This window comes from Butyricicoccus sp. AF35-5AC, assembly GCF_003477715.1.
Lineage (GTDB): Bacteria > Bacillota > Clostridia > Oscillospirales > Butyricicoccaceae > Agathobaculum > Agathobaculum butyriciproducens.
Genome location: NZ_QUDX01000004.1, coordinates 20,939 through 44,483, shown reverse-complemented (window position 1 = coordinate 44,483; position 23,545 = coordinate 20,939). Strand labels below are relative to the sequence as shown.

General features: G+C 54.6%; 23 protein-coding genes and 1 tRNA gene. 7 read left to right on the top strand and 17 right to left on the bottom strand.

Going from position 1 to position 23,545, the window contains the following annotated elements; translation table 11 throughout:
* Positions 1-43 precede the first annotated feature (43 nt).
* The 3 genes from DWZ82_RS06980 to DWZ82_RS06970 form a co-directional block, all read right to left on the bottom strand.
* Positions 44-355, bottom strand: a complete 312-nt coding sequence (locus DWZ82_RS06980) for a DUF6110 family protein (protein WP_116705070.1) — start codon at positions 353-355, stop codon at positions 44-46.
* A gap of 264 nt (positions 356-619) precedes the next feature.
* Positions 620-1,510, bottom strand: coding sequence for a helix-turn-helix domain-containing protein (locus tag DWZ82_RS06975; RefSeq protein WP_158575116.1), 891 nt, complete (start codon positions 1,508-1,510; stop codon positions 620-622).
* A gap of 95 nt (positions 1,511-1,605) precedes the next feature.
* The gene (locus tag DWZ82_RS06970; protein ID WP_116705072.1) at positions 1,606-1,863 is read right to left on the bottom strand and encodes a heavy-metal-associated domain-containing protein; all 258 of its coding nucleotides are present in this window, start codon (positions 1,861-1,863) and stop codon (positions 1,606-1,608) included.
* 800 nt (positions 1,864-2,663) lie between these two features.
* Here DWZ82_RS06970 and DWZ82_RS06965 point away from each other — a divergent pair.
* Positions 2,664-2,747: transfer RNA gene (locus DWZ82_RS06965), tRNA-Leu, on the top strand.
* A gap of 50 nt (positions 2,748-2,797) precedes the next feature.
* On the opposite strand, the gene DWZ82_RS06960 is transcribed toward DWZ82_RS06965, so the two are convergent.
* The 14 genes from DWZ82_RS06960 to rpmH form a co-directional block, all read right to left on the bottom strand.
* Positions 2,798-3,190, bottom strand: coding sequence for a thioesterase family protein (locus DWZ82_RS06960; RefSeq protein ID WP_118360559.1), 393 nt, complete (start codon positions 3,188-3,190; stop codon positions 2,798-2,800).
* Positions 3,191-3,232: 42 nt separating this feature from the next.
* Positions 3,233-4,525 (bottom strand): serine--tRNA ligase, encoded by a 1,293-nt coding sequence (serS, locus tag DWZ82_RS06955; protein ID WP_116705073.1) that lies wholly within the window; start codon positions 4,523-4,525, stop codon positions 3,233-3,235.
* Positions 4,526-4,558: 33 nt separating this feature from the next.
* Positions 4,559-5,128, bottom strand: coding sequence for a hypothetical protein (locus tag DWZ82_RS06950; RefSeq protein WP_118479728.1), 570 nt, complete (start codon positions 5,126-5,128; stop codon positions 4,559-4,561).
* A gap of 12 nt (positions 5,129-5,140) precedes the next feature.
* Positions 5,141-6,016 (bottom strand): ParB/RepB/Spo0J family partition protein, encoded by an 876-nt coding sequence (locus DWZ82_RS06945; protein ID WP_118479726.1) that lies wholly within the window; start codon positions 6,014-6,016, stop codon positions 5,141-5,143.
* A complete protein-coding gene (locus DWZ82_RS06940; protein ID WP_110435749.1) occupies positions 6,016-6,792 on the bottom strand; it encodes a ParA family protein in 777 nt (258 codons plus the stop codon). Before DWZ82_RS06940 ends, DWZ82_RS06945 begins: the two co-directional genes overlap by 1 nt.
* A gap of 606 nt (positions 6,793-7,398) precedes the next feature.
* Positions 7,399-8,232 (bottom strand): ParB/RepB/Spo0J family partition protein, encoded by an 834-nt coding sequence (locus DWZ82_RS06935; RefSeq protein WP_243022901.1) that lies wholly within the window; start codon positions 8,230-8,232, stop codon positions 7,399-7,401.
* Positions 8,233-8,493: 261 nt separating this feature from the next.
* On the bottom strand, positions 8,494-9,198 hold the full coding sequence (gene rsmG / locus DWZ82_RS06930; RefSeq protein WP_118479724.1) for a 16S rRNA (guanine(527)-N(7))-methyltransferase RsmG: 705 nt from the start codon (positions 9,196-9,198) through the stop codon (positions 8,494-8,496).
* Positions 9,195-11,081 carry a tRNA uridine-5-carboxymethylaminomethyl(34) synthesis enzyme MnmG gene (mnmG, locus tag DWZ82_RS06925; RefSeq protein ID WP_118479722.1) on the bottom strand — a complete coding sequence of 629 codons (1,887 nt, stop codon included), beginning with the start codon at positions 11,079-11,081 and terminating at the stop codon, positions 9,195-9,197. Before mnmG ends, rsmG begins: the two co-directional genes overlap by 4 nt.
* 408 nt (positions 11,082-11,489) lie before the next feature.
* Positions 11,490-12,851, bottom strand: a complete 1,362-nt coding sequence (mnmE, locus tag DWZ82_RS06920) for a tRNA uridine-5-carboxymethylaminomethyl(34) synthesis GTPase MnmE (RefSeq protein ID WP_110435752.1) — start codon at positions 12,849-12,851, stop codon at positions 11,490-11,492.
* A gap of 15 nt (positions 12,852-12,866) precedes the next feature.
* Positions 12,867-13,907: an RNA-binding cell elongation regulator Jag/EloR gene (jag, locus tag DWZ82_RS06915; RefSeq protein WP_118479720.1), complete on the bottom strand. Its 1,041-nt coding sequence runs from the start codon at positions 13,905-13,907 to the stop codon at positions 12,867-12,869.
* Between the two features lie 3 nt (positions 13,908-13,910).
* Positions 13,911-14,918: a YidC/Oxa1 family membrane protein insertase gene (locus tag DWZ82_RS06910; protein ID WP_158574658.1), complete on the bottom strand. Its 1,008-nt coding sequence runs from the start codon at positions 14,916-14,918 to the stop codon at positions 13,911-13,913.
* A 254-nt stretch (positions 14,919-15,172) separates the two neighbouring features.
* The gene (gene yidD / locus DWZ82_RS06905) at positions 15,173-15,385 is read right to left on the bottom strand and encodes a membrane protein insertion efficiency factor YidD (protein WP_117491172.1); all 213 of its coding nucleotides are present in this window, start codon (positions 15,383-15,385) and stop codon (positions 15,173-15,175) included.
* The gene (rnpA, locus tag DWZ82_RS06900; protein WP_110435756.1) at positions 15,382-15,726 is read right to left on the bottom strand and encodes a ribonuclease P protein component; all 345 of its coding nucleotides are present in this window, start codon (positions 15,724-15,726) and stop codon (positions 15,382-15,384) included. Before rnpA ends, yidD begins: the two co-directional genes overlap by 4 nt.
* 300 nt (positions 15,727-16,026) lie before the next feature.
* Complete coding sequence (gene rpmH, locus DWZ82_RS06895) at positions 16,027-16,161, bottom strand: 50S ribosomal protein L34 (protein ID WP_110435757.1); 135 nt, start codon at positions 16,159-16,161, stop codon at positions 16,027-16,029.
* A 547-nt stretch (positions 16,162-16,708) separates the two neighbouring features.
* Between rpmH and dnaA the strand changes: the two genes are divergently transcribed.
* The 6 genes from dnaA to gyrB all read left to right on the top strand — a co-directional run bounded on the left by dnaA (position 16,709) and on the right by gyrB (position 23,535).
* Complete coding sequence (gene dnaA / locus DWZ82_RS06890; protein WP_243022900.1) at positions 16,709-17,986, top strand: chromosomal replication initiator protein DnaA; 1,278 nt, start codon at positions 16,709-16,711, stop codon at positions 17,984-17,986.
* Positions 17,987-18,412: 426 nt separating this feature from the next.
* Positions 18,413-19,522: a DNA polymerase III subunit beta gene (gene dnaN, locus DWZ82_RS06885; protein ID WP_118360551.1), complete on the top strand. Its 1,110-nt coding sequence runs from the start codon at positions 18,413-18,415 to the stop codon at positions 19,520-19,522.
* Positions 19,515-19,721, top strand: a complete 207-nt coding sequence (gene yaaA, locus DWZ82_RS06880; protein WP_118360550.1) for a S4 domain-containing protein YaaA — start codon at positions 19,515-19,517, stop codon at positions 19,719-19,721. Before dnaN ends, yaaA begins: the two co-directional genes overlap by 8 nt.
* Before the next feature lie 76 nt (positions 19,722-19,797).
* Positions 19,798-20,910, top strand: coding sequence for a DNA replication/repair protein RecF (gene recF, locus DWZ82_RS06875; protein ID WP_118479716.1), 1,113 nt, complete (start codon positions 19,798-19,800; stop codon positions 20,908-20,910).
* A 269-nt stretch (positions 20,911-21,179) separates the two neighbouring features.
* On the top strand, positions 21,180-21,440 hold the full coding sequence (gene remB / locus DWZ82_RS06870; protein WP_110435761.1) for an extracellular matrix regulator RemB: 261 nt from the start codon (positions 21,180-21,182) through the stop codon (positions 21,438-21,440).
* Between the two features lie 154 nt (positions 21,441-21,594).
* Complete coding sequence (gyrB, locus tag DWZ82_RS06865; RefSeq protein ID WP_118360549.1) at positions 21,595-23,535, top strand: DNA topoisomerase (ATP-hydrolyzing) subunit B; 1,941 nt, start codon at positions 21,595-21,597, stop codon at positions 23,533-23,535.
* The last annotated feature ends 10 nt before the right edge of the window (positions 23,536-23,545 follow it).

Genomic DNA, 23,545 nt, shown 5'->3' with positions numbered 1-23,545 from the left:
GCCGTTCTTCCTGTCCGCCAAACCACGGTTTGGCGACAGGTTCTTATGCCTCAACCGGAGCAGCAGTCGGGTCCTCATCGGTCAGCTCAACCTCAATATCTGCATCCTCAACAGCAGCAGCCTCTGCCTCAGCAGCGCGCTTCTCGTTGATCTCCTCTGCGGAAGCGAGGATGTCGCCGACGTTCTCCTTAACGCAGTCAACGGTATTCATAACGGTATCCTTCATGCGAAGAACCGCTGCGGTAGCATGGGTATATACGTTCTTAGCATCCTTGCTGCTCAGCAGCTTGATACCTGCGGAACCGAACAGAGTGCCACCAACAAATACGGCGATGTCCTTGTAAATCTTCTTCATAATATGTTCCTCCTATCAATCTCACTTGCGCTTACAGCCGGTAATCATCGTCATTACCATGCAGAACAACGCGGCCCATGCCCAAAAACGATGCTGCTTCATACAGTACACCTCCAAACATGGTGTGTTTTTTTGTTTGCGATTATCATATCACAATTTTCCCTGCTTGTCGCACAGCTTTAGACATGAAACACACGGAATCGGACATTTTTGCAGTTTGTTGCCGCTAATCTTTAGTTTTATCATCAAAATAGTTGCATTTTGCTAACTTTTTCGAGCTTGTCGGCGGTACTGCGAGGGCGTCAGCTGATAGCGGCGCTTGAACGCCACACCGAACTGACTGGCGCTGTTATAGCCGACCGCCGCCGCAATATCCACGATGGAGAGCGGACTCCGATGCAGCAGTTCGGCAGCATGCTGCACCCGCTTTTCAAGCAGATACTGGTGAATCGGACGACCATAGGTCTGCCGAAATATATCCTTCAGGGCGGTCGGCGAAATGCGGAACCGTGCAGACAGCTGGTCGATTGTAAGCGGGTCGGACAGGTGCGATACCATATACTCCTGTACCTGCCTCACTGTATCGGTCAGATAGTGATCGCGGGAGACGGATTCCGGCGGTATCGTCAGCAGCGGACTGTCTGTGCTGATAAGGTACAGCAGCTCAATGGCTTTGATTGCACTGTAAGCGGCTCTGTCCCGTTCCGGGACGGATTGCAGTGCCGCAGCCAGATTATCAATCCACACCGCGCTGCGCAGCACTACGCAGCCCAGATGCGGAGTGACTCGTGCTTTGATTCGTGCTGCGTTGACCGTCAGACGGCACGGTGCCGCTGCGCTCTGCTCGATGAGCACCAGCTCACCGCTGAACAATCCGTCCGCGACCGAAAGGCTCTGCACACTTGCGCCGAGCAGCAGCAGTACCTCGTGCTCATGCAGGAACACTTGCCGCCCATTGGTCATGGTCAGCCGCAGACCGCCCTGCCGGCAGAACAGCACCTCGCACGGCACCTCGGATGGCTCCGCAGGCATGGCCGGCGGCACGGTCAGCGCGCAGTCAAAATCGCACACGTGCACGCCATCCATCGGCTGGGTCCAGCGTACGCAGCCGGACAGCGATGCGCCGGTATTCGGTTTGAGCAGAGTTTCCAGCACTGCGATTTCCTCCGTTGGTATATATCGGTTTATTAGGTTAGATTTTGCTAACCTGTGTTGAAAAGCAAAGCCGCTGCAAGGCGGCCTTACTCTGCTCATTTATGCAGAAAGGAAAACAGTCCCTTTTTCTCATATCGCTCCTTGGAAAAGGACGTAACGGTGTAGCCGGTAGCGTTTACCGCATCGCGGACAGCCTGCTCATCGAGATCCTGCTCAGTGAGGATAACCGTCTGCCCCTTGCCGTGAGAGGAAGTGACCTTCTTCACAGGAAATGCCTTGCGAACCGCATCGTTGACATGGCTTTCGCACATGCCGCACATCATGCCGTCAACGCCGAGAGTAATTTTCAACATGGGTGTAATGCTCCTTTTGTACCCGAGCTGGTTAGCTTTTACTAACTAACAATATATCACGAAATAGCGCAGATTGCAAGGGGGAATCCTTAGTTTTGCGTAGGAGTTTGCTCATGCAGGATTCGCCGCACCCGCGGCAGGGGCAAGAGGGTAGACACCTGCGGTTTCTACCCTCTTAACTCCCGTTTCCCTTTATTTCTTAGTCTGGCGCAGATTGCCGACATGTGACCGCTGCGAAATAGGGGAACGGCAGAGGATTTTTTCTTCCGTAGGGGAGCACAGTGTGCTCCCATGCCGAAACCTATACGCAGTGCCGGATACCGTTCTGCTACACATACGGTTTACTCTACGCAGGCGCGACATGACCGTGCCGCGCAATTCGTTAGCGCGTTATGATAGACAGCACCTACGAGGATAAATTGTACCAAATGCTTAATCCGCAGGTGCCGTGCGTTACAACGTGCCAAAGAGTTGCGCGGCACTGCTATGCCGCGCCTGCGTAAATGAAATCACCTGTGTAGCAGTAATGTATCTGACACTGCGAACAGGTTGAGAAAGATACGGTAGAAAAAATCCTCTGTCGTACTCCTTTTCGGAGCGGTCACATATCGGTAATCTGCGCCAGGCTATCCAAGGGAAAGGGGTGATTCTCAAGAGGGTGGAAACCGCAGGTGTCTACCCTTTTGTGCGCCCGCGCGGCGTCAGCGCAGATTCCGCTCGCTTCGCAAGCGTCCCACTCCCGATGAGCACCATCATCAAGATTGACAAATACCCGCAAAAAGGGTATACTAATCTCACCCGCGGGTATGGCGGAATTGGCAGACGCGCCAGATTTAGGTTCTGGTGTCCTCGACGTGCAGGTTCAAGTCCTGTTACCCGCACCAGCAAAAAAACGCTGTGGAATCTCTCCACAGCGTTTTTCTTTTGCCTATTTTTACTTGGACAGCTTGCTCTGTGCCTTCTGCTCAAAGCGCTCCTTCGCTACAATAGCGCGCTGGTGCGTGCCCTCACCGATCAGGCCTGCCTCATCATATGCGGCAACCTTGAAGGTGAGCATCTTGCCGTTCGGCGCGATCTCGGTCAGCTCGGTCTCGATGCGAACCTCCATGCCCTCCGGCGTAGCGGCAACGTGGCTTACGTTTACCAGCGTGCCGACCGTGGTCTTACCCTCTTCCAGCTCACCAGCTACACTGCCTGCTGCAGTGTTCTCGATAGCTGCGATCATCATCGGGGTGGCAAACACGGATACCAGACCGCTGCCTACATTGCATGCCAGCTGATCCTTGGTTACGATGAACTTCTTCTCACCCTTAATACCAACCTGCATTGGAATCTCTCCTTTTTTCTATAGTTTCTATAGTAAGATAAATTACTTTCTGCGGATCTCAGTCATGCCGCCCATATACGGCTGCAGCGGCTTCGGAATTGCAACCGAGCCGTCCTCACGCAGATTGTTCTCGAGGAATGCGATCAGCATACGCGGAGGTGCAACAACGGTGTTGTTCAGCGTGTGTGCGAAGTACAGCTCCTTCGGATTCTCCTTGCCGCGGACACGGATGCCCAGACGGCGAGCCTGTGCGTCGCCGAGGTTGGAGCAGGAGCCGACCTCGAAGTACTTCTTCTGACGCGGAGACCACGCCTCTACGTCGCAGGACTTAACCTTCAGGTCAGCCAGGTCACCGGAGCAGCACTCGAGCGTGCGAACCGGAATGTCCATCGAACGGAAGAAGTCAACCGTGTTCTGCCACAGCTTGTCATACCACATCTTGCTCTCTTCCGGCTTGCAGACAACAACCATTTCCTGCTTCTCGAACTGGTGAATACGGTATACACCGCGCTCCTCGATGCCGTGTGCGCCGACTTCCTTACGGAAGCACGGAGAGTAGCTGGTCAGGGTCTGCGGAAGGGTTTCCTCATCGTTGATGGTGTCGATGAACTTGCCGATCATGGAGTGCTCGGAGGTACCGATCAAGTACAGGTCCTCGCCCTCGATCTTGTACATCATGTTCTCCATTTCCTTAAAGGACATAACGCCCTTAACGACATCACCGTGGATCATGAACGGCGGAATGTAGTAGGTAAAGCCGCGGTCGATCATGAAGTCGCGTGCGTAGGACAGGATGGAGGAATGCAGACGGGCAATATCGCCCTTCAGGTAGTAGAAGCCGTTGCCGGAGGTGCGGCGTGCAGCATCGAGGTCAATACCGTCGAAGGACTCCATAATATCAACGTGATACGGAACCTCGAAATCCGGAACGACCGGATCGCCAAACTTCTCAATCTCAACATTCTCGGAGTCGTCCTTGCCAATCGGAACGGACGGGTCAATGATGTTCGGGATAACCATCATACGGTTCTTGACTTCCTCAGCGAAGGTCTTTTCATCCTCCTCGAGCTTGGTCATCTCATCGGCCATTGCCTTAACCTCGGCCTTGATCTTCTCGGCCTCTTCCTTCTGGCCCTTTGCCATCAGACCGCCAATCTCCTTGGACTTCTTGTTGCGCTGTGCACGCAGCTCGTCACAGCGGGTCTTGGCTGCACGGTACTTCGCGTCAAACTCGATGACCTCGTCAACCATCGGGATCTTCTCGTCCTGGAACTTCTTCTTGATGTTTTCCTTTACCGCATCCGGATTGGTGCGGACAAATTTGATATCCAGCATTGTTTCTATATCTCCTTTTACATTATATACATATTATTCTGCCGTGTCGTTCGGCTCTGCATCCTGCGCTTGCTCAGCCTGCTCCAGTGTCGCTTTGGCCGACTGGAACAGTTTGCTGATGTTCTCATCAAAGCCATCCTCGCTGCTGCCCAGCAAACGCTCTTCGCTGTATTTCGTCAGCATTTCGTCATAGGTCTTGCGGGCATCCGCGGTCTGCTTAGCCGCCAGAGAAACGCCGATCTGCGCAAGGTACTGATACACCTCACGCTCCTCCATACGCCGCTCGGTCGCGCCGACTACATCGGTTGCCGCCTGCTCACTGTCGAGCGTCTTGCGCACCTTATCCAGTGCAGTATTCTGCATGTCGTACTGCTTCTGCAAATCTTCCACTTTCTGGGTTGCGCCCTGTGCCACGGTCTGCTGCTGTGTCAGCTGCGAGCTCAGGTTTTCGACCTGCTTGTCCGCACGCGACTGCGCCACATAGCTGATCAGAATCAGCGCAATTGCTACAGAAAACAGTCCGACGATATAAAAGGTCAGCGTGGTGCGGCTGAGCTTTTTCTCCGGTTTGTTCTGTTCCGGCTGCTTATTCTGCTCGTCCATTGCTTGCCTCCTTTATACACGCAGGTTTCGGAGTGCTTCACTGAGCCGCTCCAAATCCTCTGCGCCGTAGTATTCCAACGTCAGCTGGCCGCTGTGCTTACCCTGCTGAATGCTGATCTTGCGTCCGAGGACGCCCTCCAGCTCCTTCTCCAGCTCGGCAATGTAGTCCACGGAAACCTCAAGCGGCTGCTCAGGCTTTTCGACCGGTTTTTTGTTCATGCGCTTGGCCAGCGCCTCCGACTGACGGACCGACAGGCCGACCATCTGTCTGGCTGCCTCTACGCGCTTATCCTCCTCGTTTACCGCAAGGACTGCCCGCGCGTGACCGCCGGAGATTTCGCCTTCGCTGACCATCGTACGCACCTCGGTCGGCAAAGCCAGCAGACGCAGTGCATTTGCTACCGCCGAACGTGACTTGACCACGCGCTTGGAAACCTGCTCCTGCGTCAGTCCAAACTGCTTCATCAGACGCTCATAACCTTCGGCTTCTTCGATCGGGTTTAGGTCCTGCCGCTGCAGATTTTCGATCAGCGCCAGCTCCATGACCTCGTCTTCCTCGGCCTCAAGCACCATCGCAGGAATGTCTTCTAAGCCTGCCTGACGTGCTGCACGCCAGCGGCGCTCACCTGCAATGATCTGGTAGTAGCCGTCCTTCTCGCCCTTGCGTACCGTGATTGGTGTGATGACGCCGTGCAGGCGAATGCTCTCTGCCAGCTCGTCCAGAGATACCTGATCAAAGGCCTTCCTCGGCTGATCGGGATTCGGCTCGATTTTTGCCAAAGGCAGGTTTTTTATGCCGTTATCCAGACTTTCTTCCATTAAATCGCTGGTATCACTGCCGAAAAGGTTGGACAAGCCGCCGCCCAGACCCATTTTTGCGCCTGCCATCAGCTTCTCCCCTTTCGGTCATTTTTCTTCAGAATCTCGTCCGCAAGAGCCAGATAAGCCTCTGCGCCGCGGCACATTCTGTCGTAAGCTGTTATGGGCTTGCCGTGGCTCGGTGCTTCACTCAGGCGCACGTTGCGCGGCACAACAGCCGAGAATACCTCGCCCGGGAAGTGCTTTTTCACTTCCTCAACCACCTGAATCGACAGATTGGTGCGTCCGTCAAACATAGTCAGCAGCACGCCTTCCATCACCAGCTTGCGGTTGAGCGCCTTCTTTACCATGCGCACGGTCGTCATCAGTTGACTCAGACCTTCAAGCGCGTAATACTCGCACTGCAACGGCACCAGAAAGCTGTCGGCTGCACACAGGCAGTTGAGAGTCAGCAGACCGAGTGACGGCGGACAGTCGATAAATACATAGTCGTAATCGTCCTTCACCTGATCGAGTACGTTTTTCAGACGATACTCTCGGTCGGACATTCCAATCAAATCCAACTCAGCGCCCGCCAGATTAACATTCGCGCCCAGCAGATCAACCCACTTAGTCGATACGATGGCGCTCTTGACATCCGGTTGGTCGGCTACAATCAGGTCGTAAATCGAGGTTTCCAGTGAGCGCGGATCCACGCCAAAACCGGAGGTTGCATTGCCCTGCGGATCGAAATCACACAGCAGAACGCGCTTTTCGCGCTCCGACAACGCTGCCGCGAGGTTGATAGCGGTTGTAGTTTTTCCCACGCCGCCCTTTTGATTGGCAAACGCGATAATCTTCCCCATAGTCATTTCCTCTCGTCCATGGTTTTTTTCTACGGATTTCATTATATCACATTGCACTTTTAATTGCAAAGCAATCGCAGTATTTTTACAGCTGTTTCACGTGAAACATCAAGTATTTTGCCGTTTTACAGGATACAACTGGTAAATTAACCGGCTTTTGTTTCACGTGAAACAAAAGAGAGCCGTTCGGCTCTCTTACCTTATTATATATACTTCTACACGCTTTCCGACTTTCTCCAACTTTACCCAGAAGTGCTGTCCGTAACAGCACGTAAAAAGATCGCGCGACACTGTCATGTCGCGCCTGCGTAGAGTAGCTGACATGTGTAGCAGTACATTATCTGTGAACTGCGAATAGTCTACGAAAGTCATACAAGAGTAATCCAACTGCCGTTCCCCTTTTTCGCAGCAGTTGCCGCTCTCCGATTTTCGCCGTGCTTCCTAAAGGGAAAGGGGTGCTTCACAAGAGGGTGGAAACCGTAGGTGTCTACCCTCTTGTGCCCCTGCCGGGCAGGCAAGTCAGGTTCGCTTCACAAGCGACCATTAAATGTTTCACGTGAAACAAAATCCGCCCTCCTGTGGAACAAAAGTGTTTCACGTGAAACATCAGCTCTTTGCGTGCGGAATATTGATTGTCAGCGTAATTCCATCCTCGTTTTCCTGCCGGTCTACGGTTGCACCGATTCCGGCGTCTACCATTACGCCGACCGCCCGATTGAGCGTATTCAGGAAAAACCGCACATCCTTAATAAGCCGCACAACATTATCCTTATGCGGCGGCTCCGCTAACTCCGGATGCTTTTTCTGCTCCAGCAGGTTCTCGATATACTCCTCCGATCGGCTGACGTTTAATTCGTTCTCGATAATATAGTGTGTGGCGTTCATCCGTTCCTCGTCATCACGCAGACGCAGCAGACAGCGCGCGTGCCGCTCTGTAAGGTTCGCACTGCGAATCAATTCCATATTTTGCGGAGAAAGCCGCAGCAGACGCAGCTTATTTGCCACCGCGGACTGTGTTTTCCCCACTTTGCGCGCGGCTTCCTCCTGCGTCAGTCCGTACTGATCGATCAGACGCTTGAAGCCATAGGCTTCCTCGAAAAAGTCCAGATCACGCCTTTGCAGGTTCTCCACGAGCGCAATCGCCGAGGAATCCTCGTTATCCGCCGCAATCAGCAGACACGGTACATCGTTAAGCCCCGCAACACGCGCAGCGCGCAGCCTTCTCTCCCCTGCCACAAGCTCGTAACCGCCTCCGGGCGCACGCCGTACGGTCAGCGGATTGAGTACGCCGTACTGCCGGATGCTCTCTGCCAGCTGCGCGATTGCCTCCGGATCAAAGTATTTCCTCGGCTGATTGGGATTGCGCGCAATCTCACTCACGCGAATACGCCGCAGCGTGCGATCCTCTTTGCCGGAAACCAGCGTTAATACAGACATCATGGTCAACCACTCTCCAATTCGTCTTATCGTTCATTTTATTCGCGCTTATCTCTGCCGCACCATCAGCAGAAATGTCGCCCTTGGTAATAGATTACCATATAATTACATATTTACAAGTAAAATCGACCGCGCAATCTGCAAAATCCGACGAAAACATGACAAATTCTACCTGATATCTATATTTTCCCCTATTTTCGGACAAAAAATACCCTCTGTAATTTTCCGTACAGAGGGGTACTTTCCGTATATTTCTCGCCTGATTTACAGCGGCGAAGTCTGTATTTTCTTGAAGCGGCGCGGATACTTTTCCGGTGTTTCCTGCGTTTTCTGCAGGCGCACGATGGCGCGGGAAACCTCATCGAACGGCACAGTGTAGTGCAGCACTTCAGCGTCCGGCGCACCGAGAACCGTGCGGGCATTTGCCGCTGTTTCAACTTCCTCTGTGCAGTCCTCGGCCTTCATGGCGAGGAACGCACCGCCGACCTTGACCATCGGCAGTGCCAGTTCACTCAGCACGCGCAGATCGGCTACCGCACGCGACACCGCCAGATCAAACGTGCCGCGGTTGTCTCTGGCGTAATCCTCCGCACGGGCATGCACCGCCGTGACGTTGGTCAGACCCAGATCGGCAATGACTTCATTTAGAAAATCAATGCGCTTGCGCAGTGCATCGAGCAGCACAAACTCGGTCTGCGGGCACAGAATCGCCAGCGGCATGCCCGGAAAACCGGCTCCCGTTCCCACATCGAGCACGCGTCCATTCTGCGGCATATACGGTGCAAGTGCCGCGCAATCGAGGAAATGCCGGGTCACGATTTCGGTCGGATCGGTAATGGCAGTCAGATTCATAACCTTGTTTTTCTCGCGCAGAATCTCGGAATAACGCAGTAAGTTGTCCGCTGCAGACGGACACTCTGCGACTCCCAGCTCGCGCAGACCGGCGGTCAAAAGCTCGCGTTCGGTCATGCCTTTTCCTCCTTTTTATGGGTCTCGATGTAGATCATCAGTGCCGTGATATCCGCCGGTGAAACGCCCGAAATACGGACCGCCTGACCGAAATTCAGCGGCTTGACGGCGTTCAGTTTCTGGCGTGCCTCCAGTCGCAGCGAGTCCACCTCGTTGTAGTCCAGATCGAGCGGCAGCGGGCGGCTCTGCAGCTTACGGTACTGCTCCACATCACGCATCTGGCGCTCGATATAACCCGCGTATTTGACGCGGATTTCCACCTGCTCACGGATAACAGCGGGCAGCTCCGGACGCTCAGGATCGAACATTGCAAGGTCCGCATAGCTGAGTTCCGGGCGGCGCAGCAGGTCGATCAGCTTGCAGCCCGCCTTGAGCGGTGTAGAGTTTTTACCCGCAAGAAAGCCGTTCAATTTATCGCTCGGCGCCACGCCAACCGAGGCTGTGCGGTCGATCTCTGCCTGCACTGCTTCGTACTTTTTACGCACATTTTCGCCGCGTTCCGGCGAATTCAAGCCAACTCGAACACCGATCGGCACCAGACGTTCATCTGCGTTATCCTGCCGCAGAAGCAGGCGGTATTCCGAGCGTGAGGTCATCATGCGGTAGGGTTCGCTCGTGCCGCGCGTCACCAGATCATCAATCAGCGTACCGATGTAGCCGTCCGCACGGTCGAGTATAAGCGGCTCCTCCCCCTTGATTTTGAGCGCGGCGTTGATGCCCGCAACCAATCCCTGCGCCGCCGCCTCCTCATAACCGGACGAGCCGCAGAACTGGCCTGCGCCGTACAGTCCGGGCACCTTTTTCGTCTCGAGCGTCGGCCGCAGCTCCAGCGGGTCGATGCAGTCATATTCGATGGCGTACGCCGGCCGCATAATCTCCGCGTTCTCCAATCCCTTGACCGAGCGCAGCATCTCGCGCTGCACGTCGAACGGCATGGACGACGAGAAGCCCTGCACATAGACCTCCTCGGTGTCCAGACCCATCGGCTCAAGGAACAGCTGGTGGCGCGGCTTATCCGCAAAGCGCACCACCTTGTCCTCGATAGACGGACAATAGCGCGGTCCCACGCCCTCAATCTGGCCGCCGTACAGCGGCGAACGGCTCAGATTTGCGCGGATGATTTCATGTGTTTTCGCGGTTGTGTAGGTCAGATAACACACCGCGCGGTTGTCCGGCGGGTGGTCGGTCTCAAACGAAAACGGGATGATCTCATCCTCACCGGCCTGCTCTGCCAAATCGGTATAGTCGATAGAACGGCGATTGATGCGCGGCGGCGTACCCGTCTTAAACCGCTGCAGCCGCAGTCCCAGACCGCGCAGCGACTCGGTGAGCGGCTTGGCTGCCGCCATGCCGTCCGGACCGGATTCACGGGTGTACTCGCCGATGATCACACGTCCGCCGAGGAATGTGCCGGACGCAATGACAGCCGCCTTGACCGGATGTCGTGCACCGATAGCGGTAACAACCGCGGAAACGGCACCGTTCTCCACCTCAACGGACACGATCTCGTCCTGCATGAGAAACAGATTTTCCTGCCGCTCAAGCGTGTGCTTCATATACTCTCTGTATTTAATGCGGTCGGCCTGTGCACGCAGCGAGTGCACTGCCGGTCCCTTGCCGCGGTTGAGCATGCGGTACTGGATGCAGGCCGCGTCAGCCGCACGCGCCATCTCACCGCCGAGCGCATCTATCTCGCGTACAAGGTGTCCCTTAGCTGTGCCGCCGATCGCCGGATTGCACGGCATATTGCCTACGGCGTCCAAATTGATCGAAAAACACGCTGTTTTTGCACCCAAACGTGCTGCAGCCAGCGCCGCCTCAATACCGGCATGACCGGCGCCGATCACCGCTACATCAAAGCTCTCTGCCGAAAAAACCGTCATTGGCGCTCTCTCCCCTTTCAAAAAATTCCTGTGATTTCGGTTGTGTGAAACCTGTGCGTAACTGTTGATAACTCTGTGGATACTGTTGATAACTTGTGAGTTTTTGACCACATTTTTATACACGCAGTTTTATTTTCATTTTATTATTACAATAAGTAGTCGAATATAGGGCAATTTTTCTGGTTATCCACTATATCTCGTATACCGCCGGATAGAAGTTGTGCACAAGTGGTTTTTATTCTATTTTTCACTCGCAATCATCCGTTAATCATCCTGCAATCATCCGGTAGACATACAGTATATATCATACACGATTTCAGCACAAAATAAAAGAGGACGTTTGCACAGATTGCAAACGTCCTCTCTGAATTTTAAGTGCAATTTCTCTTAATAACAGCTGCAGCAGCATCACTTTCCGACGCAGAAGTCGCTGAAAATGCGGGTGACAACGGCATCGGTCACGGTTTCGCCGGTGATCTCGCCCAGTGCGGTAATCGCGCCCTCGGCGTCCATCACGACCGCGTCCGGCGTCATACCGGACTGCGCCGCATACAGCGCTGCTTCACAGCGTTCGGCAGCACGCGCCAGCGCCGCCGCCTGTCTTGCGTTAGTGATGAGCGCACCGTCAAACGCACCGTCGCCCAGACCCACGGTTCGCGGGATAAGATTGAGCAGCTTATCCAGTCCGTCACCGGTTTTCGCAGAAAGCGGCACGATATGCAGGAAGTGCTTTTTCAGCAGCTTTTCATCCAGCTGCTGCGGCAGATCGACCTTGTTGACAACCGCGATCGCGCGGTGGCCTGCCGAGCGTGCCAGCACGAGCATATCCTCGTCGCTGATGGGCTTGGAGCCGTCGAACACAGCCAGGATGAGCGAGGAAGCCGAAGCCTCCGCCATCGCCCGGTCAATGCCCGCCTGCTCCACCGGATCGTCCGTGTTGCGCAGACCCGCCGTATCGGTCACGCGCAGCAAAATCTGCCCGACCTTGACATTCTCCTCGATGAGATCGCGGGTCGTGCCCGGAATATCAGTCACGATCGCCCGCTCGCGACCGAGCAGCGTGTTCAGCAGCGTGGACTTGCCTGCGTTCGGTCTGCCGAGGATGACGCACGGTACGCCTTCTCTAAGAATACGGCCGCGCTCGTAGCTTTCCGCCATGCTGTACAGACGGCTTGTCGTGCGGTGCAGCAGCGCCGCCGCGTCCTCGAACAGCACCGGATCAATGTCCTCGTCCGGGAAATCCACGACCGCGTGAAAATGCGCCACCATGCCGAGCAGCTCATCGCGCATCTGCTGCACGGGAGAGCCGACCGCGCCCATGACCTGTGCCGCCGCATTCTGCGCCGCCTCTGCGGTGCGCGCGGTGATCAGATCATGCACGGCTTCAGCCTCAGAAAGGCCCATTTTGCCGTTTAAGAAGGCGCGGCGGGTAAACTCACCTGCCTCTGCCTGCCGCACGCCCTGCGCGAACAGAGCGTCTAGGCCGGCACACAGCACGGCTGTCGAGCCGTGGCACTGCAGCTCCGCCATCGTTTCACCCGTATAGGTGTGCGGTGCATGCAGCGCGACAGCGTAGCAGCAGTCGATCACATTGCCGGACTTGTCCGTCAGCGTGCCGTAAACCAGCTTCTGCGAGGGTGCTTCCGTAAGCGGCTTGCCGTTCTTCGCCTGAAAAACGGCATTTATCGCTTCGATTGCGCGTTCACCCGACACGCGGATCAAACCGATCGGTCCGCCGGAGGAGGAAATTGCGGCAATCGTATCGTTCATAACGAATACCCCGATTTAACCGCGGTCACGGTTGCGATAGCTGTTATCCGGCGCAATAACAACGCGGCGACCCGGCTCGGTGCCGGTCGAATAGGTGGTCACACCGTTGAATTCCTGCAGCGCGGCATGGATAATGCGGCGCTCATACGGGTTCATCGGCTCGAGCGTCATGGAGCGATGCGCCTTAACGACCTTCATCGCCATCTTGCGGGCCAGGCGCTCCAAGCTTTCCGCGCGCTTCTCGCGGTAGTTTTCGGTATCGACAGACAGACGAACGTGCTCATCCAGTGCGTTATTCAGCACCAGAGAGCCGAGGTACTGGATGGCATCCAGCGTGTCGCCGCGGCGGCCGATGATCGGGCCCATATCCGGACCGGAAATCTCCAGACGAAGCTGGTCGCACTCTACCTGCGGCAGGGTCTTAACCTGACCCTCAACGCCCATCTTTGCCAGCAGACCGGTTACAAAATCGGTAGCCAGCTTTTCCGCCTGCTGCATGCCTGCTTCGGAAACCGGGATCAGCTCACGCTCCTTGGGAACGGACGGTGTGATCGGACGGTCCTCACGCGGGCGGCGCGGACGGCGGTCACGGCCATTGCGGTCGCTGCGGTCACGGCGCGGACGGTCGCTGCGCTCACGGCGCGGCGGACGCTCAAACTCCAGCTTTTCCGGTACAAAGTCTGCCGGAGCAGCCTTTACCAGACGCGGCGTGTTATCATCCGTGGTGATGGACAGCTTCTGCGGCTTCTCTGCGGGTTTCTCCTGCTTCGGAGCCGGCTTTTCTGCCTTGACAACAGGCTTCTCCTGCTGCTTGGGTTCGGTCTTGGGCGCGGGCTTGCGCTCCTCCTTCTTAACCTCCGGCTTTGCCGCCGGAATGTCCGGTGCTTCGTAGGTTACGCGCACGCGTGCCGGCGTTGCGCCGATACCCAGAAAGCCCTTTTTGCCAATCTCGAGTACCTCTACCGATACATCGTCGCGCTCCAGACCGAGCTGCTTGAGGGCATTCTCGACTGCTACGTCACGGTTTTCACCGGTAGCCTCTAAAAACTTCTGCATGATTTACTTGTCCCCCTTTTTGTTCTTTGCGTTCTGGGACTGCTGCTTCTGTGCAGCCTTGTGTGCTTCACGCTTGGCCTGCTTCTCTGCCTCGATGCGGGCAGCCTCAGCAGCCTGCTTGGCCTCCTGCTTGCCGCGGAGCGTCTTGGTGAGGATGATCTCCTGTACGCAGGTAAATACGTTGTTGAAGATCCAGTAGATGCCGATCGCACCCGGAAGAATGAACGCAAAGTACAGCGACATCAGCGGCATCATAAAGTTGAGCATCTTCATCTGACCTGCTGCCGCAGAGTTCTGCGTGCCCTGCATCTTCTGCATGATGTAAGAGGACAGGAATGCGGTCAGACCAGACAGGATCGGGATGATCCAGATAATGCTCGGATGAGAGATAGACGGTGTATCAGCCAGATTCAGACCAAAGAAGTGGAAATCCAGCGGGAAAATGGTCTCGCCGCTCTGCAGGCAGTTGGTAACAGCATCCGAGAAATGGCCGCTTCCGTCCACGAAAGCGTTCAGCTTCTCGGCGATCAGGATCTGAACGGTGTAGTTTGCGCCCGCAAGCTGATCCAGACCGATCATCTGCGCCAATGCGATAACTGTCTCGCGGCTCAGGCCGACGATGTACTGCAGCGGCTGCTGAACCGCGTAGTACAGACCCATCATGATCGGCAGCGGGATGAGGTTGGGCAGACAGCCGCTCATCGGGCTGACGCCGTGCTTCTCATACAGCTTCTGCATCTCCTCGTTGAGCTTGACACGGTTGTTCGCGTACTTCTTCTGCAGCTGCTGGAGCTCGGCGTTCATCGCGCTCATGGCGAGCATACTCTTCTTGCTCTTGATGGTCAGCGGGATGCAGACCAGCTTTACCAGCAGCGCGAACAGGATAACGGCAAGACCGTAGTTCTGTACAATGCTGTACAGCCACTGCAGGAGCAGGCCGAACGGTCGAACGATCAAAATACCGAACAGCTTCGGATCTTTGATCAGGTTAGAAAGTTGATCCAGGGTCATAAAAACCTCCATGTTAAATTGTAAAACGACACAGTGAAAAGGATTTTGCAAAGCAAAATCCTCACTTTACCGCCGTAAGGCGGTATTTCATCGGAAATTCTCCGAATTTCCATAAATTCCGGGGACATGTGCCTCGGAATTTATACAAGAAAGAAAATCTGTGTGCCGCAGAGCGACGCGCAGATTTTCGCCCGGGACATATCCGCGTTTGACGTGGTATGTCCTCCTCGTCCGAAAGCGTGGTTTCGGACGAATTAAGGAACCGGGTCATAGGGTCCTCTCTTAGAGAAAGGATTGCAGCGGCAGATGCGCTTAAACGCCAGCCAGCCGCCCTTGAGTGCACCGTATTTCTCGATGGCCTCGATCGCATACTGCGAGCAGGTCGGGATATACCGGCAGCAGGGCGGTTTGTTTGGAGAAATATACCGGCGATAAAACCGGATCATCGCCAGCAGCAGCCGCTTCATGTCCGAGCTGCCGCAACCTTGTTGTCCTTCAAGGCGCGCAGCAGCGATTTTTCGATTTCCTGATAACTTGCGCCTACGGCCCGTACCCGTGCGACCAGCACAAGGTCGATGCCGTCGGCAAATTTGTCCTCGTTGAGACGGTACGCCTCACGAAACAAACGCTTGATGCGGTTTCTTTTCACCGCACACGCCAGCTTGGCACTGACGGTGAGTCCCAGCCGGTTGTAGCCGAGCTTGTTCCTGCGGCAGTAGATCACAACGTGTTTTCCTGCCGTGGACACACCACGATGATACAATCGGCGGAATTCGTGGTTTTCCTTTAAGGATACTGTTTTTTTCATCTTCTGATGCTCCCGTTTTTTCCTGATGCCCTCGAAAAAAACGTATTTTTTCTTTGCATCTGATGGTTTGCAAAGCTGATTTTACTGTTTCGTTCGTTTCGGTCAGTAAAATCCGAACCGGAATACCGTATTTTCGCTGCATGGACTGCACCCTAAATAGGATGACCGCTCCACCGACGGCTGGAGTGGTGTTGCCCGTAAACGAAAAAACGAGCCGCACGAATGCGGCTCGTTACGAACTCTTTTGCGCCGCTGGCGCGAATTTTCGGGAAGTCTGAATACTCCCTTTACAGGCTGTCATTAAGCAGACAGCTTAGCGCGACCCTTAGCGCGACGGCGTGCAAGTACCTTGCGGCCGTTGGACGTGGACATACGCTTACGGAAGCCGTGCTCCTTGGAGCGCTGACGCTTCTTCGGCTGGAACGTTCTCTTCATAACTTTGTGCACCTCCCTGTTCTAAAATTTACAGATGGGCACCGGCATAGGTCCGGCGCAAGACGCGGGCATATGCCGCTGCCTGTCTGCATAATAGGATACGATATTTATTATCCTATATAGGTTCGATTTTGTCAAGTATTTTTTCCAACCCTCGGAACGAATTTCAGCAGTTTGCACAGGTTGTCAACATGTTGTGGATAAATAGAAACATATGCTCAATGGCTTGCGGAATCTCGGTTTTCAGCAATCTGTGGATTTTCGGATTTTCGCGGAAAATCCGTCTATTCTCGATGAATTTTTGCAGAAATTCCGCAGTTTTCATAAAAAACTCCGTGCATTTTTCCCAACCAGCTTTAATTTCCGATTATTTTGACGTAAAAAACGCCGATTTTTTTAAATTCCGCGAAGTAAATAAACCGGTTCGGCTGTTCAAAATCATGCTGCCACGCGACACGCCGCCGAACAGTTATCCACATCGACGCATTGAACTTGTGGATAAAATATGCTATTATAAAATAGAATCATTATCGACAGGAGGCGCCCTATGGCAAACAATATATTGGAGATGGCGCTCGAGCAGCTGGACTTCCCTCCTTCCACCATTTCCGCTTGGTTTGACGACGTAACGGTCGTTTCCTTTGGGGATAATCGGCTGGTGCTGCACTCTCCGGTGCCCTTTAAGAAAGAATTTATCGAGTCCAAATTTATCGCTCCTTTACAGGAGGTGCTGCACAACCTAACCGGCGACCCGATCACGGTCGTTGTAGTGACCGGCGAATACACCGCGCCGAGCACGAGCACTTCTCCGTATGACGACTACACATTTGAGCGTTTTATCGTTGGTTCGAGCAACAAATTCGCGCATGCGGCTGCCCTTGCGGTTTCGCAGCGCCCGGCGGCAGAGAACAACCCGCTCTTCATCTACGGCAACTCGGGTCTGGGCAAAACGCATCTGATGTATGCGATCGCAAACGTGCTTCGTCGCACCCATCCGGAATACCGCATTATATATGTAAAGGGTGAGGATTTCACCAACGAGCTGATCACCGCCATCCAGGAAGGCAACGTACAGGCGTTCCGCAACAAGTACCGCATGGTTGACCTGCTGCTGCTGGACGACGTGCAGTTCATCGCCGGCAAGGAGCGCACGCAGGAAGAATTTTTCCATACCTTTAACGCGCTTTACGAGGCAAAAAAGCAGATCGTGCTCACTTCCGACCGTCCGCCGAAGGAAATCAACACACTCGAGGACCGCATGAAGACCCGTTTTGAATGGGGTCTGCTGGCTGATATTCAGCCGCCTGATTTTGAGACCAGAATCGCCATTATCCGCGATAAAGCGGTCAAAATGGGCGTTGAACTGCCCGATGACGTATCCAACTACATTGCAGAGAATATCCAGGCAAATATCCGCCAGCTCGAAGGCGCGGTCAAAAAGATCAAGGCCATGCACGAGCTGATGGGCGAACGCATCACGGTTTCGCTTGCAGAAAACGCGATCGACGCGTTGCGCACCGAGAATCCGGGTCTCAATCCGACACCGGAGCGCATTATGGAAGCGGTAGCGAACTACTTCTATATCCCGGTCGAGCAGATGATCTCGCAGAATCGCTCCAAGGATGTAGCCTACCCGCGGCAGATGGCGATGTACATGATCCGGCAGGAGCTTGAATACTCCTTCCCCGATATTGCAAAGATATTCAAGCGCGACCATACCACCGTCATGCACGCCTGCAACAAGATCGAGGAGGAGCGCAAGAACTCCCGTGAGACCGAGGACGTCATCAAAAAGCTGCATAATAATATCCGCGGCGACGGCTGATCTTTACCGTGCATTCGTGCAAAACAACTTTTCCACAGCCTAAAAATGCACAGTTTAATTATCCCCAACCAACCTGTGGATTCCACATGGATAACTCTGTGGATAAATAACGGGGTTATTTTCACTGTGTATCGTTTATTTTTCATCCACAACCTCCTGTGTACGACATTTCCCGCGCCATACCTGAAGATTTTCGGGTTTTCCCCAATTTCCCCAGGTACTACTACGAATACTATATCCTATCCTTCTATTCTGTGTGATCTTTCTCGCCGCTGGCAATGCCTGCTGAAGGCTGTTCGTGTGTCGAGGACACAGTCATTAAGAGGTGTGTGTAATCGCACAGTATTCGCCGGTGTGTATTTATAAATATGCAGACATTGCATAAATTGATTCTTTGTTTTATTTCCATTTCTGAGAGGAGCAACTATGAAGTTTTCCTGTGAAAAAGAAACCCTGCTGAATCTGCTCAACATCGCCTCCCGCGCAGTAACCGGCAAAAGCTCGATGCCGCTGCTCGAAGGTCTGCTGCTGGCAGCCGATGCAGACACTCTGACCATCACCGGCTACGATCTGTCCATGGGCATCCGCACGACCGCGCAGGTCGATGTGGTAGAGCCCGGCAGAATCGTGCTGAATTCCCGCCTGTTCTGTGACATCGTTCGCAAGCTGCCGCAGGACGTGGTCTACCTTGAGACCGACGACAAGCTGATGACCACCATCAAGTGCGGCCGTTCAGTGTTCAACCTGATGGCCAGCGAGGCTGACGAATATCCGGCTCTGGCTGATGTGGCCAGCGACAAGGGGCTCTCTCTGCCGCAGCCCATCCTCAAGAGCATGATCGCGCAGACCATTTTCTCGGTTTCGGATAACGAATCCAAGCCCATCCACACCGGCTGCTTGTTTGAAATCGAAGGCAGCCGCCTGAACGTCGTGGCCGTTGACGGCTACCGCCTGTCTGTACGCCGTGAGACCGTCGAGGGCGTTCCCGGCGATATGAAGTTTGTTGTGCCGGGCACGTCCCTGCGCGAGATCGAACGAATTCTGGACGATGATGACGATATTGTCGAGATTTTCCCGGATTCCAAGAACATTTTGTTTCGCATCGGCAGCACGACTCTCATTACTCGTCTGATCGACGGCGAGTTTCTCAACTACCGTGCGGCCATTCCGAAGGAGTTCGAGCACGAGGTTTCGGCGGATCGCCAGGAGCTGATCCAGTGCATCGAGCGTGTCTCTCTGATCGTGTCGGAAAAGCTGAAAAACCCGATTCGCTTCCACTTTGACGGCTCGTATGTGCAGATGTCGTGCGTGACCGCGATCGGCAAGAGTTATGACGAATGCCCGTTTGACGGCTCGATCGAGAACCTTGAGATCGGCTTCAACAACCGTTACATTCTGGAGGCGCTGCGCGCAGCCGGCGATGAGCAGGTGAAGCTGCAGCTCAAGGGAGCGCTCAACCCGATGATCATTTCGCCGATGGAAGGCGATAAATACACCTATCTTGTACTGCCTGTGAGACTGAAAGCCAATGACTGAAATTAAAATTGAAACCGAATTCATCAAACTTGATGCACTGCTCAAATTTGCAAACCTGGTAAGCTCCGGCGGCGAAGCGAAGATCCGCATTGCCGAGGGCGAAGTGCTGGTAAACGGCGAAATCTGCACCATGCGCGGCAAAAAGCTGCGTTCCGGTGACACGGTGGAGCTGGACGGCGAGCAGGTATGCATCAAATAAAATAAACACAGTGTACGATAATAAACGCGATTTTGTGCGTTCGTTATCGTACAAAATGTTCAATACGGAGAAGTCCATGTACATCAAGTCGTTAAAACTGCAGAATTTCCGCAACTATGCGGACGAATCGTTTGCGTTCGATCCGGCGGTCAACCTGATCTGCGGCGAAAACGGACAGGGCAAAACCAACCTGCTCGAAGCGGCAGCGGCCTGCTCGACCATGCGGCTGTTTCGCACGGCCCAGAAAAAAGAGGGGCTGCGGTTCGGAGAGAATCATGCCTTTATCTTCGCTGATTTTGTCGCGCAGGAGCGCGATATCTCGCTTGAACTGCGGTTTTCCCGCACCAAAGCGATGGAAATCTACAAAAACGGTGTGCGGCAGAAACGCCAGTCGGACGCACAGGGACTGCTCAAAACCGTGCTGTTCTGCCCGGAGGATCTGATGCTCGTCCGTGCCGGAGCGGCGGCTCGCCGCCGATTTCTCGATACCGCGCTGTGCCAGATGCGGCCCAACTACGCACGCTATCTCGAGGAGTACAACCGTCTGCACGAGCATAAAACGCGCATTCTGCGCGACAGTGAAGAAAAGCCTTCCCTGCTCTCCATGTGGGAGGATTTCTCGCTTCGCATGGCGCATATCGGCGCGCAGATTATCCGCTACCGCGCGTACTACTGCCGTAAGCTGCTCAAGGCTGCGGCCGCCGTCTATGCGGATATTGCGCCGCACGAGGTGCTCTCCGGTGTGTACAAGACCGTGTCGAGCGTCACCGACCCGTTTGCAGACGCTCGAACAATCGAAAAGCAACTTATCGACCATGTGTTCAGCCATAAAACCGCCGAGATTGCGGCTAAAAGCTGCCTTTCCGGTCCGCATAAGGATGACTTGGAGCTGTTATTGGATGGCCGCAGTGCCGCTTCCTTCGGCTCGCAGGGACAGGTGCGGACCTGCACACTGTCGCTTAAAATCGCCGAGCGTGAGCTGTTCTTTGACGAGGACGGCGAGTATCCGGTGCTGCTGCTCGACGATGTGCTCAGCGAGCTTGATCGCCGTCGTCAGGACTTTGTGCTCAACCGCATATCGGCGGGTCAGGTCATGATCACCTGCTGCGAGGACGGTATCTCGGAAAAGCTGCGTGCAGGCGCGGTTTTCCATATCCAAAACGGCAAAAAATCCGCAGAAACACACTAAAATCACATATTTTTACAAACTATTGCACGGCGGGAACAGATACCACCTCGAAATTCCCTGCCGTGCCCTTGTTTTCTTTCAAAAAAACAGAGAAATATTTGTTTTTCCTTAGGTTTAGGGTACACAATTAGTGAAAAAAGTGGTATAATTAAATCCAGTTAGTAATTAGGAATTGGGGTGTCGCGCACCGCGCGATTGTTGAAACGGATAGAAAATCCGCAGGACTTTAATTACGCATTACTAATTTCTAATTATTCCGGAGGAATAGAATGTATTTACATTTAGGTCAGGACTACATTGTGCCCTTGCAGAGCGTAGTTGCGGTGTTCGATATGGACACGGCGACCGCATCCAAGCGCACGCGCCTGCTGCTCGAACGCCTGCAGGACGAGGGACGGATCATCGAGCTGTACGACGATCTGCCGCGCGCGGCTGTGCTGTGCGAAAACGCCCTCGGTGAGACCCTGTACCTGACGCAGCTTTCTCCGCAGGCTATTCAAAGACGTGCGGAAAAGGGCTACGCAGTTTGATAATTGAAAATTGAGAATGGGTAATGGAGAATGAAGGTTCGGCGCGGTGCGCTGTGATTTAATAAAAGCATAACCGCGCAAGGATAGCGGCATTTTCCATTTTCAATTCTCAATTATTTTGTTCCCGCAATTTCTGGAAAGGAAATTTAACGATATGAGTGAAGAAATCGAAATCAAGGACGAAGTGCTCGACCTGAAGGTTACCGAGACCTATGATGAAAATCAGATTCAGGTACTCGAAGGCTTAGAGGCTGTCCGCAAACGCCCGGGTATGTACATCGGTTCTACCTCGGCACGCGGTCTGCACCATCTGGTGTATGAGATCGTCGATAACTCGATCGACGAGGCGCTGGCAGGCTACTGCACGCACATCGAAGTTACGATTGAAAAGGGCGATATCATCCGCGTTGCCGATAACGGCCGTGGTATTCCCTGCGGTATTCACCCGCAGATGGGCATCCCAACGCTCGAGGTTGTACTCACCGTCCTGCACGCAGGCGGCAAGTTCGATGGCTCCGGCTACAAGGTATCCGGCGGCCTGCACGGCGTTGGTTCGTCGGTCGTAAACGCGCTGTCCGACTGGCTGGAGGCCGAGGTCCGCGATGGCCATACCAAGCACTACATGCGCTTTGAGCGCGGTGTAACGACCGTCAAGATGCGCGATACGCCGTGTGAGAGCGAAACCGGCACGACCATCCGCTTCCACGCGGACCCGGAGATCTTCGAGACTACGGTCTACGAATACGATGTGCTCGAAAAGCGTCTGCGCGAGCAGGCGTTCCTGAACGCCGGACTCAAGATCACGCTGCGCGACGAGCGCGACGATGAGCCGGTCGAGGAGGTCATGCACTACGAGGGCGGTATCCGTCAGTTCGTGGAGCACCTCAACCGCACGAAGACGCCGCTGCACGATCAGGTGATCTACATGGAGGGCAGCCGCGATACCTCGATGGCCGAGGTTGCCATGCAGTATACCGACAGCTACAGCGAGCTGATGCTGTCCTTTGCAAACAACATCAACACCACCGAGGGCGGCACGCACGAGACCGGCTTTAAGGCCGCTCTTACCCGTGTACTCAACGATTACGGCAAGAAATACAAGCTGCTCAAGGACGATGAGTCCTTCAAGGGCGAGGACGCGCGTGAGGGTCTGACCGCGATTATCTCGGTCAAGCTGCAGGAAGCGCAGTTCGAGGGCCAGACCAAGACCAAGCTGGGCAACAGCGAAATGCGTGCGCTGGTGGACGCGATGGTTTCCGAGAAGCTGATGACCTTCTTCGAAGAGAACCCGCAGGTGGCCCGCACCATTATTGAAAAGGCGCAGACCGCCGCGCGTGCCCGCGAGGCTGCAAAGAAGGCGCGCGAGATGACCCGCCGCAAGTCTGCACTGGATTCGGCTTCCCTGCCGGGCAAGCTGGCGGACTGCATTGAAAAGGACCCGACCTACACCGAAATCTACATCGTCGAGGGTGATTCCGCAGGCGGCTCCGCCAAGGAAGGCCGCGACCGCCGTCATCAGGCGATCCTGCCGCTGTGGGGCAAGATGCTGAACGTCGAAAAAGCGCGTCTCGACCGTGTTTACGGCAACGACAAGCTGACTCCGATGATTACCGCGTTCGGCGCGGGCTTCGGTGATGATTTTGACCTCGCAAAGCTGCGTTACGGCAAGATCATCCTGATGGCCGATGCCGATGTGGACGGCAGCCATATCCGCACCCTGCTGCTGACATTCTTCTTCCGCTTTATGCGCCCGCTGATCGAGCACGGCCATGTGTTCATCGCACAGCCGCCGCTGTTCAAGAACGAAAAGGGCAAGGATGTCCGCTACACCTACACCGAGGAGCAGCAGCGCGACTGCATCGCTGAAATGGGCGACAATGTGCGCGTACAGCGCTACAAGGGCCTCGGCGAGATGGATCCGCAGCAGCTGTGGGAGACCACCATGGACCCGGAGCACCGCACGCTGCTTCAGGTTACGATGGAGGACGCGGCAGCCGCCGATGAAACCTTTGCACTCCTGATGGGCGAAAAGGTAGAACCCAGACGCGAATTTATCGAGCGAAATGCAAAATATGTAATGAATTTGGACGTATAAGGGAGAAAAC

What these genes read in the sequence shown, in the direction of transcription:
- remB (WP_110435761.1), top strand. Translation starts at nt 21,180, where the DNA reads ATGTATTTACATTTAGGTCAGGACTACATTGTGCCCTTGCAGAGCGTA.
- dnaA (WP_243022900.1), top strand. Translation starts at nt 16,709, where the DNA reads ATGGCAAACAATATATTGGAGATGGCGCTCGAGCAGCTGGACTTCCCT.
- serS (WP_116705073.1), bottom strand. Translation starts at nt 4,525, where the DNA reads ATGCTGGATATCAAATTTGTCCGCACCAATCCGGATGCGGTAAAGGAA.
- DWZ82_RS06935 (WP_243022901.1), bottom strand. Translation starts at nt 8,232, where the DNA reads ATGATGTCTGTATTAACGCTGGTTTCCGGCAAAGAGGATCGCACGCTG.
- yaaA (WP_118360550.1), top strand. Translation starts at nt 19,515, where the DNA reads ATGACTGAAATTAAAATTGAAACCGAATTCATCAAACTTGATGCACTG.
- DWZ82_RS06940 (WP_110435749.1), bottom strand. Translation starts at nt 6,792, where the DNA reads ATGGGGAAGATTATCGCGTTTGCCAATCAAAAGGGCGGCGTGGGAAAA.
- DWZ82_RS06945 (WP_118479726.1), bottom strand. Translation starts at nt 6,016, where the DNA reads ATGGCAGGCGCAAAAATGGGTCTGGGCGGCGGCTTGTCCAACCTTTTC.
- yidD (WP_117491172.1), bottom strand. Translation starts at nt 15,385, where the DNA reads ATGAAGCGGCTGCTGCTGGCGATGATCCGGTTTTATCGCCGGTATATT.
- mnmG (WP_118479722.1), bottom strand. Translation starts at nt 11,081, where the DNA reads ATGACGGTTTTTTCGGCAGAGAGCTTTGATGTAGCGGTGATCGGCGCC.
- mnmE (WP_110435752.1), bottom strand. Translation starts at nt 12,851, where the DNA reads ATGAACGATACGATTGCCGCAATTTCCTCCTCCGGCGGACCGATCGGT.
- rpmH (WP_110435757.1), bottom strand. Translation starts at nt 16,161, where the DNA reads ATGAAGAGAACGTTCCAGCCGAAGAAGCGTCAGCGCTCCAAGGAGCAC.
- dnaN (WP_118360551.1), top strand. Translation starts at nt 18,413, where the DNA reads ATGAAGTTTTCCTGTGAAAAAGAAACCCTGCTGAATCTGCTCAACATC.
- rnpA (WP_110435756.1), bottom strand. Translation starts at nt 15,726, where the DNA reads ATGAAAAAAACAGTATCCTTAAAGGAAAACCACGAATTCCGCCGATTG.
- DWZ82_RS06960 (WP_118360559.1), bottom strand. Translation starts at nt 3,190, where the DNA reads ATGCAGGTTGGTATTAAGGGTGAGAAGAAGTTCATCGTAACCAAGGAT.
- DWZ82_RS06980 (WP_116705070.1), bottom strand. Translation starts at nt 355, where the DNA reads ATGAAGAAGATTTACAAGGACATCGCCGTATTTGTTGGTGGCACTCTG.
- DWZ82_RS06970 (WP_116705072.1), bottom strand. Translation starts at nt 1,863, where the DNA reads ATGTTGAAAATTACTCTCGGCGTTGACGGCATGATGTGCGGCATGTGC.
- DWZ82_RS06950 (WP_118479728.1), bottom strand. Translation starts at nt 5,128, where the DNA reads ATGGACGAGCAGAATAAGCAGCCGGAACAGAACAAACCGGAGAAAAAG.
- recF (WP_118479716.1), top strand. Translation starts at nt 19,798, where the DNA reads ATGTACATCAAGTCGTTAAAACTGCAGAATTTCCGCAACTATGCGGAC.
- jag (WP_118479720.1), bottom strand. Translation starts at nt 13,907, where the DNA reads ATGCAGAAGTTTTTAGAGGCTACCGGTGAAAACCGTGACGTAGCAGTC.
- DWZ82_RS06910 (WP_158574658.1), bottom strand. Translation starts at nt 14,918, where the DNA reads ATGACCCTGGATCAACTTTCTAACCTGATCAAAGATCCGAAGCTGTTC.
- gyrB (WP_118360549.1), top strand. Translation starts at nt 21,595, where the DNA reads ATGAGTGAAGAAATCGAAATCAAGGACGAAGTGCTCGACCTGAAGGTT.
- rsmG (WP_118479724.1), bottom strand. Translation starts at nt 9,198, where the DNA reads ATGACCGAACGCGAGCTTTTGACCGCCGGTCTGCGCGAGCTGGGAGTC.